Origin of the sequence: Saccharopolyspora sp. NPDC002686 (genome assembly GCF_040295745.1) — a bacterium.
Classification (GTDB): domain Bacteria; phylum Actinomycetota; class Actinomycetes; order Mycobacteriales; family Pseudonocardiaceae; genus Saccharopolyspora; species Saccharopolyspora oryzae.
The window spans coordinates 1-12853 of record NZ_JBEOVY010000223.1; the positions used below are offsets into that span (position 1 = coordinate 1).

Annotated in this window: 12 protein-coding genes; 9 read left to right on the plus strand and 3 right to left on the minus strand. The window is 71.7% G+C overall.

Translation table 11 applies throughout. From position 1 onward, the window contains the following. The 8 genes from ABTZ89_RS25600 to ABTZ89_RS25635 all read left to right on the plus strand — a co-directional run. Positions 1–873: FAD-dependent monooxygenase (locus tag ABTZ89_RS25600; protein WP_351049109.1), on the plus strand; the 873-nt coding region annotated here is incomplete at its 5' end. A 37-nt stretch (positions 874–910) separates the two neighbouring features. Next, a complete protein-coding gene (locus ABTZ89_RS25605; RefSeq protein WP_270947209.1) occupies positions 911–2320 on the plus strand; it encodes an MFS transporter in 1410 nt (469 codons plus the stop codon). Positions 2321–2366: 46 nt separating this feature from the next. Beyond that, complete coding sequence (locus ABTZ89_RS25610; RefSeq protein ID WP_351049113.1) at positions 2367–3254, plus strand: FAD binding domain-containing protein; 888 nt, start codon at positions 2367–2369, stop codon at positions 3252–3254. Further along, positions 3251–5668, plus strand: coding sequence for a xanthine dehydrogenase family protein molybdopterin-binding subunit (locus tag ABTZ89_RS25615; protein WP_351049116.1), 2418 nt, complete (start codon positions 3251–3253; stop codon positions 5666–5668). Before ABTZ89_RS25610 ends, ABTZ89_RS25615 begins: the two co-directional genes overlap by 4 nt. After that, complete coding sequence (locus tag ABTZ89_RS25620) at positions 5665–6192, plus strand: (2Fe-2S)-binding protein (RefSeq protein ID WP_270947212.1); 528 nt, start codon at positions 5665–5667, stop codon at positions 6190–6192. The genes ABTZ89_RS25615 and ABTZ89_RS25620 overlap by 4 nt, the downstream gene beginning before the upstream one ends. Next, positions 6189–6854, plus strand: coding sequence for an SRPBCC family protein (locus ABTZ89_RS25625; RefSeq protein ID WP_270947213.1), 666 nt, complete (start codon positions 6189–6191; stop codon positions 6852–6854). Before ABTZ89_RS25620 ends, ABTZ89_RS25625 begins: the two co-directional genes overlap by 4 nt. Beyond that, on the plus strand, positions 6841–7560 hold the full coding sequence (locus ABTZ89_RS25630; protein ID WP_351049120.1) for an isochorismatase family protein: 720 nt from the start codon (positions 6841–6843) through the stop codon (positions 7558–7560). The genes ABTZ89_RS25625 and ABTZ89_RS25630 overlap by 14 nt, the downstream gene beginning before the upstream one ends. Positions 7561–7589: 29 nt before the next feature. Beyond that, positions 7590–8477, plus strand: coding sequence for an alpha/beta fold hydrolase (locus tag ABTZ89_RS25635; protein WP_351049123.1), 888 nt, complete (start codon positions 7590–7592; stop codon positions 8475–8477). 65 nt (positions 8478–8542) lie between these two features. Here ABTZ89_RS25635 and ABTZ89_RS25640 read toward each other — a convergent pair whose 3' ends face one another. Then, positions 8543–9550, minus strand: a complete 1008-nt coding sequence (locus tag ABTZ89_RS25640; protein WP_456300259.1) for a zinc-dependent alcohol dehydrogenase family protein — start codon at positions 9548–9550, stop codon at positions 8543–8545. A 91-nt stretch (positions 9551–9641) separates the two neighbouring features. After that, the gene (locus ABTZ89_RS25645) at positions 9642–10877 is read right to left on the minus strand and encodes an MFS transporter (RefSeq protein ID WP_351049126.1); all 1236 of its coding nucleotides are present in this window, start codon (positions 10875–10877) and stop codon (positions 9642–9644) included. 164 nt (positions 10878–11041) lie between these two features. On the opposite strand from ABTZ89_RS25645, the gene ABTZ89_RS25650 reads away from it, so the two are divergent. Then, complete coding sequence (locus ABTZ89_RS25650; protein ID WP_351049129.1) at positions 11042–11953, plus strand: helix-turn-helix transcriptional regulator; 912 nt, start codon at positions 11042–11044, stop codon at positions 11951–11953. On the opposite strand, the gene ABTZ89_RS25655 is transcribed toward ABTZ89_RS25650, so the two are convergent. After that, positions 11954–12853, minus strand: a 900-nt coding sequence (locus ABTZ89_RS25655) for a UbiD family decarboxylase domain-containing protein (protein ID WP_351049132.1), incomplete at its 5' end; no start/stop codon positions are given.

Sequence of the window (12853 nt, forward strand, 5' to 3'; positions counted from 1 at the left end):
GCCACCTCGGCGCAGGTGGTCGACCTCGACCGCACCGATCCGGTGCGCCCGGCGGTGCTGACCGCTGATGGCCGGCGGTTCGCCGGGGACCTCGTGGTCGGGGCGGACGGCATCCGGTCCGCGGTGCGGGACCTGGCGGGCTTCGACGACACCCTCGAGTTCTCCGGGGAGATGGCCTACCGCGCGCTGATCCCCGGCGACCTGGTGGCCGCGGACCCGGCGACCCGGTTCCTCGTGGACCGCTTCCACTCCACGATCTGGTACGGCCCGGACAAGCACCTGGTGCACTACATGATCCGCGGCGGCCAGTACCTCAACGTCGTCGCGATCGTCCCGTGCACCGAGGAGATCGCCCGGGACTGGAGCGGCCCGGCCACCGCGGCGCAGCTCGCCGCGGAGTACGAGGAGTGGGACGACCGCGTCCCGGCGGTGCTGGCCAAGGCCAAGGACGAGGACGTGTCGGTGTGGGCGATGTACCGCCGGCGCCGCGACCCGGTCTGGGTCGACGGGCGAATCGCCTTGCTCGGCGATGCCTGCCACGCGATGCTGCCCTACCAGGCACAGGGCGCTTCCCAGGCGATGGAGGACGCGGCCGTGCTCGCCGAGGAGCTCGGCCGGGTGACCCGCGACGGGATCGAGGCGGCCCTGATCCGCTACGTCGATCGACGGGCCAAGCACGCGGGCATGGTCCAGGACGCGTCCCTGCAGAACATGAGCTTCTACCACCTGCCCGACGGGCCGGAGCAGCGCGAGCGCGACGAGAAGCTGCGCCGCTTCGACGGCGAGTCCGACGTGTCCTACGACTGGCTCTGGAACGGCAGCCCGCTCACGGACCCGGACACCGAATCCATCCAATACCAGTTCGCCCGCTGACGCGCGACGCCGACGCGACCTCACCACGGAGGGACTCATGCGTACCGGAGACCAAGTCGTCCAGGACCTGCCCTGGAGATGGGGTGTGCAAGGCAAGATCTTCCTGATCGGCGGGCTGGGCTACATGTTCGACGCCTGGGACGTGGCGCTGAACGGGTTCCTGACCCCGCTGGTGGGAACCGAGTTCGGGCTCTCGCCGGGGCAGAAGGGACTGGTGGCCACCGCCAACCTGATCGGCATGGCGGTCGGCGCGGTGGCCTGGGGGACGGTGGCCGACCGCATCGGCCGCAAGCGGGCCTTCAGCATCACGCTGCTGCTGTTCGCGCTGTTCTCCGCGGTCGGGGCGCTCTCCCCGAACCTGGAGGTCTTCCTGCTCCTGCGCTTCCTCGCCGGAGTCGGGCTCGGCGGGTGCATCCCGGTCGACTACGCGATCGTCAGCGAGTTCTCGCCCCGCCGCCAACGCGGGCGGGTGCTCTCTGCGATGGATGGCTGGTGGCCGGTGGGGACCACGCTGGCCGGTGTCTCGGCGACGCTGCTCGTCCCGGTGCACGGGAACTGGCGCTGGATGCTGGTGCTGATGATCCTGCCTGCGCTGCTGCTGATCTGGGTGCGGCGCGGTGTTCCGGAGTCCCCGCTGTACCTGGTCCGCAAGGGGCGCGAGGAGGAAGCTCGCGCGGTCATCGACGATCTCGTCCGCCGCACCGGAGCGACGCCCGAGCCCTACGTGATCCCAGCGGCGGTCGTGGAGGACACCCGCGGCGGCGCGGTGGCGGCGGCGTTCGACCAGCTGCGCCGGGTGTGGGCCTTCAACCCGCGGATCACGGCGGTGTCGTGGGTGCTGTTCACCAGCGTCATGCTGGTCTACTACGCCGCGCTGAGCTGGATGCCGTCGATCCTGAAGGCGGAGGGCTTCGGCGAGATCGCGGCCTTCGCCTCCACCGCGCTGATGAACGCGGTGGGCATCGTCGGCGTCGCACTGGCGGTGCTCGTCGTCGACAGGGTGGGCCGCAAGCGGGTCATCGCGACCGCGGGGCCGGTGATGTCGGTGATGCTGGTGGTGTTCTCGTTGCTGCTGGGAACACCGTCCCTGGCGGTCGTGGCGATCGGTGCTTTCGGCCTGTTCTCCCTGGTGGTCATCCCGGTCATGTACGCCTACGTCTCCGAGCTCTACCCGACCGAGCTGCGCGCCTCGGGCTTCGGCTGGGCTTCCTCGTCGAGCCGCGCCGTCACCGGTTTCGCCCCGTTGCTGTTCGGCAGCGTGCTGTGGCCGGTGCTGGGCCTGCCGCTGACCTTCACGGTGCTCGGTGTGCTCGTGGTGGCCGCGGTCGTGTTCATGACGGTCGCCGCGCCGGAGACCCGCGGTCGCGAACTCGACCGCATCACCGTTGCCGGAGCCGAGCCGACGGTTGTGCGAACCACCGCGACGACGGAGACTTCGGCGCGCTGACGGGGAAATCCGCAGATGTCGAACAACGGACGAGGAGGTTGACCGCGTGAAGCCCGCTGCGTTCAGCTACTACCGGGCGCATGACGTCGCCGATGCCGTCGGCCTGCTCGGCGAGCTCGCCGCGGCGGGTCAGGAGCCGAAGCTCATCGCCGGGGGCCAGAGCCTGATCCCGATGATGAACTTCCGGCTCGCCCGGCCGACCGTCCTGGTCGACCTGGGACCGCTGCGGCGCGATCCGGCGATGAGCTCGATCCGGCGCGACGGCTCGCAACTCCGGATCGGGGCGTTGAGCACCCATCGCGCGGTCGAGACCTCCGGCCGCACCTTGGGTACGGAGTTCGACGTGATCTCCCGGGCCATGCGGTGGGTGGGGCACCTGCCGATCCGCTCCCGGGGCACGGTCGCGGGCAGCATCGTGCACGGCGACGCCACCGCCGAGTGGTGCCTGCTCGCGCTGCTGCTCGACGCGGTGATCGTCGCCGAAGGCCCGAACGGGAAGCGGGAGATCCCGGCGGCCGAGATGTTCTACGGGTTCTACGCCACGGCCGTCGAACCCGACGAAGTCGTCGTGGAAGTGCGCTTCACCCGCCCGGCGCCGCGGGCCGCGCTCACCGAATTCGCCCGCCGCCACGGGGATTTCGCGACCGTCGACGCGGCGGTCGCGCTCGACGCCGCCGACGGGAACCGGCTGACCGGCGGTCGGGTCGTCCTCGGTGGCGTGGCCCCGGCGCCCGTCCGGGTTCCCGAGGCCGAGGCCGTCCTGGCCGGTGGCGTCCCCGGGCCGGACCTCTTCGACGAGTGCGCGGACGCTGCCGCCGCGGCCATCGATCCCCCCGACGACGCAGCCGGCACCAGCGCCTACCGCCGCCGGCTCACCCGGACGCTCGTCGTCCAGGCCCTGCACGAGGCGTGGGAGAGGGGAGTGGCGCGATGACTGCGCAGTCCGAAGGGAATCGCTGGGTCGGGACCGCCGTCCCCCGGCGCGAGGACCCGCGCCTGCTGCGCGGTCGAGGGCGGTTCATCGACGACGTCCAGCTGACCGGGATGCTGCACGCGGGTTTCGTCCGCTCCACCGTCGCGCACGGCCGGATCCTCGACATCGACCTGTCCGCGGTCCGCGAGGTCGAGGGCGTCGTCGCCGCCTACACCGCGGAAGACCTCGGCCTCGGCGACATCGTGGCGTTGCTCGACCGCCCGCAGGAGGAGTTCGCGCCCACCGCGATGCCCGTCCTCGCCAAGGAGAAGGTGCGCTTCGTCGGAGAACCCGTGGCCGTGGTCATCGCCCGCGACCCGTACAGCGCGGAGGACGGCATCGAAGCCGCGGTGGTGAGTTACGAGCCGTTCGGCGCGGTCGTGTCGGAGGAGACCGCGTTCGCCCCGGACGCACCGCTCGTGCACGAGGAAGCGCCCGGGAACGTCCTCCTCGACGTGTCGATGTTCGACACGCCCGGTGTCGACTCCGCGTTCGAGGCCGCTGAGTCCGGTCCTGGGTGCGTGGTCGAGGTCGTCACGCGAACCGGGCGGCAGAACGCGCTGCCGCTGGAAACCCGCGGCGTGGTCGCCTCCTGGGACGACCGCGACGACCAGCTGCTGGTGCAGACCTGCACCCAGGTCCCGCACCAGGTGCGCACCGTGCTGGCCCGCTCGCTGCGCATGCCGGAGCGCGCCGTGCGGGTCACCGTCCCCGACATGGGCGGCGGGTTCGGCCAGAAGTGCGTGGTCGGCCGCGAGGAGATCGCGGTCGCGGCGGCGGCCCGGGAACTGGACCGGCCGGTGAAGTGGATCGAAGACCGCAGGGAGGCGCTGACCGCGGCGTTCCTGGCCCGCGAGCAGCGCTACCGCACCCGCGCGGCGTTCGACGCCGAGGGCCGGATCACCGCCCTGGACGTCGACGTCGTCTGCGACATGGGCGCCTACTCCTGCTACCCGTTCACCGCCGGTATCGAACCGCTGATGGCCTCCGCCGAGATGCCGGGCGTCTACCGCGTGCCCGCCTACCGGGTCCGCGGCCGCGCGATCACCAGCAACAAGGCACCGACCGCGCCCTATCGCGGGGTCAGTCGCCCGCAGTACGTGATGGCGGTGGAACGCGTGATGGAACGCGCCGCGCGCGAACTCGGCATCGACCCGGTCGAGATCCGCCGGCGCAACGTGATCACCGAATTCCCCTACACCGGCGTCAACGACGTCACCTACGACCCCGGCACCTACCGGGAATCGCTCGACATCGCCGAGACGACCCTCCGCGACGAGGGCTGGTACGAGTTCCGGGAGCGGGCCGCCGCCGAGGGACGGCACGTCGGCATCGGCTACTGCTGCTTCTCCGAGCGGACCGGTTACGGCTCCGACGCCTTCGCCAAGCGCAAGATGCAGGTCGTCCCGGGGTTCGACATCTCCGAGATCCGGATGGACACCACGGGATCGGTGGTGGTCACCAGCGGCACGATGAACCACGGGCAGTCGCACGAGACGACCCTCGCGCAGATCGTGGCCGACCGGCTGGGACTGGACCTGGACAAGGTCAAGCTGCGGCAGGGCGACACCGAGCGCATCGCCTACGGGTGGGGCACGTTCGCCTCCCGGTCGGTGACCATCGGCGGCTCCGCGGTGTCCGTCGCGGCCGGACGTCTGGGCGAGCTCCTGCGCACCATCGCCGCGCACCTGCTCAAGACCAGCGCGGACAACGTCCGCCTGGACGGGGACGGGGGAGTCGTCCAGATCGACGACCCCGCTCGGCGGGTGTCCTTCGAGGACATCGCGGACGTGGCCTACCTGCGCAGCCACCTGCTGCCCAAGGGCGTCGAACCGACGTTGACGGCGACCGCGAGCTTCGACGTCGCCGGTGACGGCACGTTCTCCAACGCCACCCACGCCGTGGTGGTCGAGGCCGATCCGGGCACCGGGCAGCTGAAGATCCTGCGCTACGCCTGCGTGGAGGACTGCGGTGTGGTGATCCACCCGCAGGTCGTCGACGGCCAGTGCCGCGGCGGGATCGCCCAGGGCATCGCCGGAGCGCTGTTCGAGGAGGTCACCTACGCCGACAACGGCGAGCCCTCGGCGGCCAGCTTCATCGACTACCTCGTCCCGACCGCGACCGAGATCCCGGACATCACCGTCACCCACCTCGAAACCCCTTGCGCCTTCACCGAAAGCGGCGCCAAGGGGGCCGGCGAGGGCGGCACGATCGGTGCTCCGGCCGCGGTGCTGAACGCGATCAACGACGCCCTGCGCCACACCGGGGTCGAGCTCGACACGACTCCCGTGCACCCGCAGACCGTGCTGGCCGCGCTGGACGCGGCCCGCTCCCCGCAGCCGTCCGGCCGAGAGGAGGCGACCACCCCGTCATGAGCGAGCGACACCTGATCGGGCTGACCGTCAACGGAGCAGCGCACGAAGCCCTGGTCGAACCCCGGAAGACCCTGATCGACGCACTGCGCCACGACCTCGGCCTGACCGGCACCCACGTCGGGTGCGAGCACGGGGTGTGCGGGGCGTGCACCGTCCTGGTCGACGGCGAACCGGTGCGGGCCTGCCTGATGTTCGCCGTGCAAGCCGAGAACTGCGACATCCGCACCGTTGAATCGCTCGACGACGACGGCGAGCTCTCCGACCTGCAGCGCGCTTTCCGCGACCACCACGGGCTGCAGTGCGGGTTCTGCACACCGGGGTTCCTGATGCTCGCCGAGGGTTTCCTGGCCCAGGAGCCGGACGCCGACCGCGACGAGATCCGCGAGGCGGTCTCGGCGAACCTGTGCCGCTGCACGGGCTACCAGACGATCGTCGACGCAGTTGCCGATACCGCTGCGCGCAGGAGGTCCACTTCGGACACCTGCCCGGCCCGAACCTCCGCCGAGAAGGAAGCGACACCGTGATCCTGGAGAACCAACTCGAAGTCCCGGCCGACCCGGATGCCGTGTTCGCGCTGATCAACGACGTCGAGCGGGTGGCGGGCTGCCTGCCCGGCGCGACCCTCGACGGGCGCGACGGCGACAGCTACCGCGGCCGCGTCAAGTTCAAGGTCGGCCCGATCAGCGCCGCCTACGCCGGCACGGTGCGGTTCAGCGAGGTCGCGGCCGCCGACCGCCGACTGCGCTTGCTCGCGCGGGGAGCCGACAGCCACGGCAACGGCGACGCCGAAGCCGATGTCACCCTGACCGTGGTCGGTGCTCCCGGGGGAGCGACGCTCAAGCTGCACACCGACCTGTCCGTGCGCGGAAAGCTCGCCCAGTTCGGCAAGAGCGCGATCAGCACCGTGTCCAACCGGCTGCTGGACCAGTTCGCCCGCAACCTCGCCGTCCAGCTGCAGCAGGGGCCGAGCACCGCGACATCCGCAACCCCGGTCGGCACCACCACCCCGGCTGCGAACGGCAGCGGCGAAGCCCTCGACGGGCTGGCGATGCTGCTGCCTCCCCAGACCCGGCGATACGCCGCGGTGGCGGCCGCAGCGGCCCTCGGCTTCTTCCAGGGCTGGCTGCTCGGCCGGATCCGCACCCAGGACAAACTGATCAAGGAGTTGCAGCGTGCCCGCCGATGACGACCGACCCGCCGGCCTGCACGGGGCCGAGACCGACGCCACCTACGACCGGGCCGGGTTCGGCGCCGCGGTTCCCCGCGGCAGCCGCCCGGCGCTGGTCGTGGTCGACCTGACCCGCGGCTTCACCGAAACCGGATTCGCCTCCGGATCCGACCTCACCCGGGAGGTGACCGCGGCGGCGGTCCTCGCGACCACGGCCCGGCAGCACGACGTGCCGGTGATCTACACCGCGATCAGCTACACGCCCGCCGAAGCCGACGGCGACGCCATCGCCTGGCTCCGCAAAGCACCTGGCATGCGCGCTCTGCGCGAAGGGAGCGATGAGGTCGCTCTCGATCCCCGGCTCGAGCAGCACCCCGGCGACCACCTCGTCCTGAAGAAGGGTGCCTCCGCGTTCCACGGAACCGGCCTGGCCACCTTGCTGACCAGCCTGGGAACCGACACCCTGCTGGTCTGCGGCGCCACCACCTCCGGCTGCGTCCGCGCCACCGCCGTCGACGGCGTGCAGTGCGGCTTCAACACCCTCGTGGTGCGCGAAGCTTGCGGCGACCGGGCGCGGGGCCCGCACGATGCCGCCCTGTTCGACCTGCAGGCCAAGTACGCCGACGTCGTCGGCCTCTACGACGCCCTGGCCTACTTCGACCGCCTGTCCGGGCGAGGTACCTCGGAGCCGCTCGCGGCGGCCGGGCAGCGCGCCGGCAGCTGAGCCGAACCACCGACGCAGAAAGGCCTCTCGTGACCACGTCCTTCCCGACCGAAGCACCGACCGCCCGCACCGTGAGCCAGCCGGCGCTGGCCGATCTCGCCGACGTCCCCGCGGTGAGCCGGTGGGTGCGTTCGGGATCGCTCCGGCTGCACCTGCTCGACTACGGGCCGTCCGACGGCGTGCCGGTGCTGGTCCTGCCCGGCATCACCAGTCCTGCCATCACGATGGACTTCGTGGCGCAGGGCCTGACCGACCTCGTGCGCCCCCTCGTGCTCGACGTCCGGGGCCGCGGCCTCTCCGACGAGCCGTCCGAATCGGACGGTCTGCGCGGCTACGACCTCGCCAGCTACGCCGCGGACGTCGACGCCGTGGTGTCCGGGCTGGAGCTGGAACGCCCGATCCTGCTCGGGCACTCCATGGGCGCGCGGATCGCGGCGATGGCCGCGACCACCGGCAGGCACGAACTTCGGGGGACCGTTCTGGTCGACCCGCCGATGAGCGGCCCGGGCCGGGACCCGTACCCCACGACCCTGGAGGCCTTCCTCCGCCAGCTCGACCAGGCGCGCCGCGGCACCGACGCCGACGAGGTCGCGCAGTCCTGGCCCCGCTGGCCCCGCCGGGAGCAGGAACTGCGCGCCCGCTGGCTGTCCTCCTGCTCGCGGACCGCGCTGGCGGCCACCCACGCCGGGTTCGAGTCCGAGGACTTCTTCGCCTTCTGGCCCGATGTTCCGGCCCCGTCGGTCCTCGTCCACGGCTCCGACAGCCCGGTCGTCACCGCCGCCGGTGCGCAGGAAGCGGCGAGGACCAATCCCGCCGCCGAACTCGTCGAGGTCCCCGGCGCCGGGCACATGGTCTTCTGGGACGAACCGGAAGCTGGCCTCGCCGCAGTGCGCGACGCGCTGCGGAAGCTGTGCTGACTGGAAGGTCCATTTAGGACGGAAGCCCGGTGGTAGCGGATGAGCTGCCACCGGGCCTCCGGGTGTCAGAAGGTGAGGAGGGTCTTGATGGCGCGGCGCTCGTCCATCGCCCGGTAGCCCTCGGCCGCCCGTTCCAGCGGGAGGGCGAGGTCGAAGACCTTGCCGGGGTCGATCTCGCGCCGCCAGATCAGGTCGATCAGCTCGGGCAGGAACCGGCGCACCGGGGCCGGTCCGCCGTGCAGGTGCACGTGGGAGAAGAACAGCTCGTCGCCGGGCAGCGCCACGTCGTGGGCGACGCCGACGTAACCGACGTGCCCACCGGGGCGGGTGGCGCGGATGGCCTGCATCATCGACTCCTGGGTGCCGACCGCCTCGACGACGCTGTGCGCGCCCAGCCCGCCGGTCAGGTCCTTGATCCTGGCCACGCCCTCGTCGCCGCGCTCTTCGACGACGTCGGTCGCACCGAACTCGCGGGCCAGCTGCTGGCGCGGTTCGTGGCGGCTCATCGCGATGATCCGCTCCGCGCCCATCCGCTCGGCGGCCAGGACGGCCAGCAGCCCCACCGCGCCGTCGCCGACGACCGCGACCGTCTTGCCCGGCCCGACCTGGGCGGCTTCGGCGCCGAACCAGCCGGTGCCGAGCACGTCCGAGGCGGCCAGCAGGCTCGGGACGAGGTCCGCCGGCGGGAGTTCCGGGGTGGCGACCAGGGTTCCGTCGGCGAGCGGGACGCGCAGCAGCTGCGCCTGCGTGCCGATCGATCCCATGATCACCCGGTGCGGGCAGGAGGGCTGGTAGCCGGCCCGGCACACCTCGCAGGTGTTGTCGGAGGCGAAGAACGAGCCGACCACGAACTGGCCCGGCTCGACGTTCGCGACCTCGCTGCCGACTTCTTCGACGACGCCCACGTACTCGTGGCCCATCGGCGTCGGACCGTCGAGGTGCTCGACGCCCCGGTAGGGCCACAGGTCCGAGCCGCACACGCACGCCGCGGTCAGGCGGATGATCGCGTCGGTCGGCTGGACGATCTCCGGATCCTTGCGCTCTTCCACCCGCACATCGCGAGGGCCGTGCATGACAACACCAAGCATTGTTCTTCTCTCCGCGAGGTCGATCTTCGGATACTGCTCGAGCCGAGTCGTTCGGCTCGTTCTCCCGCGCCGCAGGTCAGTTCGCCGGGGCGGGGACTTCTTCGGGCCGGTGATGGGCGGACGCTGCTGGTCGCGTCCTGGTCGCCAGCACGCCGATCGGCAGCAGCGCGGACGCGGCGAGGACGGCGCCCAGCGCGGAGGGGCCGACGAGGCGCCAGGACGTCGACAGCGTGGCGCCGGCCAGCGCGGCGCCGATGGCGGTGCCCAGGTTGAACGCCGCAGTGGCCAGCGACGACGCCAGCGCCGAACCGCGGCCCGCGTGGCGCAACGTCTGCGCGATCAGCACCGGGTTGGCTCCGAGCCCGGAAGCGCCGAGCACCACGACCAGGGCCACCACGACCACCGGGTGGGTCGAGTTGAACGCGATCAGCACCAGCAGCAACGCGGTCGAAGCGATCGCTCCGGCGATGGTGGCCAGCGGCCAGCGGTCACCGAGGCGGCCGCCGGCCGCCGTCCCCACCAGCGCGCCGATCCCGAACCCGACCAGCACCAGCGGCACCAGTCCCGCTGCGATCCCGGCCCGATCGGTGAGCAGCGGGCTGATGTAGCTGTAGGCGCCGAGGAACCCGGCCTGGGCGAGCACGGTCGCACCCAGCACGCCCCACATCCGCCACGGCCGGAGCGCGGCCAACTCGGCGCGCACCGACACCGCCGCGCCGCGCTCGTCGGGGGAGTTCGGCATGAACCGCAGCACTGCCCCGACGGCCAGCAGCGCCAGACCGGCCAGCATCCAGAACGGCCCGCGCCAGCCGGTGAGCTGACCGGCGAAGGTGCCCAGCGGCACGCCGGCGACCACGGCCAGGCTCAGCCCGCCCGACATCACCGCCAGCGCCCGCGCGCTCGCCCCCGGTCCGGCCGCCGAGGTGGCCACCACAGCACCGACCGCCCAGAACGTCCCGGTCGCCAGCGCGGTGACCACCCGGGAGGCGGTCACCACCGCGAACGAGCTGCTCGAGGCCGCGACGACGTGCCCGATCGCGAACACCGCCAACGCCAGCACCAGCGTGGCGCGCTGGGGCAGGCGCAACGTGGCCAGCGCCATCACCGGTGGCCCGACGATCATCCCCACTGCGAACGCGGACACCAGGAGTCCGGCCCGGGCGACGTCCACGCCCAGATCGGCGGCCGCCTCGGGCAGCAGCCCGGCGATCATGAACTCGGTGGTGCCCATCAGGAAGATGCCCGCCGCGATCACGTGGACCACGCCGGGCAGCCGCGTGCTGCCCCCGGCTCCGCGCAGCGATGTGCTCAACGTCCCCGTCCCTCCAGGTGGCTGTCGACCGGGTGCTTCCCGATGTCCAGCACCCAGGCAACACCGCACGTCGCGCACGTGGGAGGCGGAGTTCAGGGGGGTGCTGGCAGCACCCCCTTCGCAGAACCTGGCAGCGGCGGGGCGGGCGCCGTAGCGTCGGCGGCATGGGCAAGCAGCACAACGCGGAGATCGGTGAGTTCCTGGCGTCGCGCCGGGCGAAGATCACCCCCGACCAGGTCGGGCTGCCGGTCTACGACGCGGCCAAGCGCCGCGTGCCCGGGCTGCGCCGCCAGGAGGTGGCCACCCTGGCCGGGCTCTCGGTCGACTACTACACCCAGATCGAGCGGGGGAAGGTCAACGCGGTCTCCGAGAGCGTGCTCGATGCGCTCGCCCGCGCGCTGCAGCTCGACGACGCCGAACGCTCGCACCTGTTCGACCTGCACCGCAGCGCCACCACCAGCCCGCAGCGCCCCCGGCGGCGGACGAAGACCATCCGGCCGATGGTGCAGCGCATGCTCGACGCGATGGCGGTGCCCGCCTTCGTGCGCAACGCCCGCCACGACCTGGTGTGCGGCAACCAGCTGGCCTACGCCTTCTACTCCCCGCTCTACCCCGATCCGCTGCACCCCGACCCGAGCAAGCCGGTCAACTTCGTCCGGTTCTGCTTCCTCGACCCCCGGGCGCGGGAGTTCTACCCGGACTGGGACCTCATGGCCGACACCTCGGTCAACCTGCTGCGCACCGACGCCGGGCGCGATCCGCACGACCGGGGGATCTCGGACCTGGTCGGGGAGCTGTCCACCCGCAGCGAGGAGTTCCGGGTCCGCTGGGCCAAGCACAACGTGCGCCTGCACTACACCGGCACCAAGGCCTTCCACCACCCCGTCGTGGGCGACCTCGAGGTCACCTACGAAACGATGCCGCTGCCCGCGGATCCCGGCCTGGTCCTCACCGTCTACAGCCCCGAACCGGGAACGCCCTCGGCCGATGCCATGACCCTCCTGGCCACCTGGGCGGCCACCCACCTCGCCGGCACCGCACCGGAGAACCGCACGACCGGCGCCGACCGATCCTGATCAACGTCCACTGTGGTCCGATCGGGACTTCGTCGGATTCCGGCCGGGATTTCCCGTCGGCGCGGGGAATCCGTACTCCTGCCAGCGCTGGACGACGCGGTCCTGGACCTCCGGGGGGAAGGAAGTCCTGAACTCGGCGGGCATTCCCCGGGTGCGTCCTTCGGAGAGCTGTTCCGGCTGGAGCAGGCTCGTCACCGACTTGCCGCCGCGGCCCGCGCGGATGTCCTCCTCCGTCAGGTAGGGGACCAGCGGGATGCCGGGGGAGTCGAGGAACAGGTGCTCGCTGGCGCCGGGGCGGTAGCGGGTCGCCATCGCCCAGACGACCTGGTCGATGTCGGTGATGTCGACGTCGTTCGCGACGAGCAGCACCCTGGGGACCAGCCAGCCGACGTGGGAGTTGAAGAGGACCTCCGCCACCCGCGTGACGAGTTCCTGCTCGTCGACGGGCTGCCGGGCGAGCTGGTCGAGATCGATCGAGAGGACGATCCAGCAGGTGGCGGCTTCGTAGGAGCACCACGCGAAGTCGACGGGAAGTCCCGCGCTGCGGAGGAGGTCGAGGGCCGACGCCGAGATCATCGTGCCCCAGATCGTGTGGTTCTCCTCGGCGGGCATGCCCGCGACGCAGAACGGGAGGATCGGGTCGTCGCGGTGCGTCACGGCCTCCACGTGGAAGATCGGTTGCTGGGTGCCCTCGGTGAACTGGTAGCCGTGGTACTCGCCCATCGGGCCTTCGAGGTCGGTTTCCACAGGGTCGATGTAGCCCTCGAGCACGATCTCGGCGTTGGCCGGGACCATCAGCCCGTGCAGCTCCGCTTTCGTCACCTCGACGGGGGTTCCGGTGAGCGCCCCCACGTAGCCGTCCTCGTCCACGCGTTCCGGCAGCGGCATGCCGGCGGCGGC

What these genes read in the sequence shown, in the direction of transcription:
- ABTZ89_RS25605 (WP_270947209.1), top strand. Translation starts at nt 911, where the DNA reads ATGCGTACCGGAGACCAAGTCGTCCAGGACCTGCCCTGGAGATGGGGT.
- ABTZ89_RS25615 (WP_351049116.1), top strand. Translation starts at nt 3,251, where the DNA reads ATGACTGCGCAGTCCGAAGGGAATCGCTGGGTCGGGACCGCCGTCCCC.
- ABTZ89_RS25620 (WP_270947212.1), top strand. Translation starts at nt 5,665, where the DNA reads ATGAGCGAGCGACACCTGATCGGGCTGACCGTCAACGGAGCAGCGCAC.
- ABTZ89_RS25640 (WP_456300259.1), bottom strand. Translation starts at nt 9,550, where the DNA reads ATGCACGGCCCTCGCGATGTGCGGGTGGAAGAGCGCAAGGATCCGGAG.
- ABTZ89_RS25650 (WP_351049129.1), top strand. Translation starts at nt 11,042, where the DNA reads ATGGGCAAGCAGCACAACGCGGAGATCGGTGAGTTCCTGGCGTCGCGC.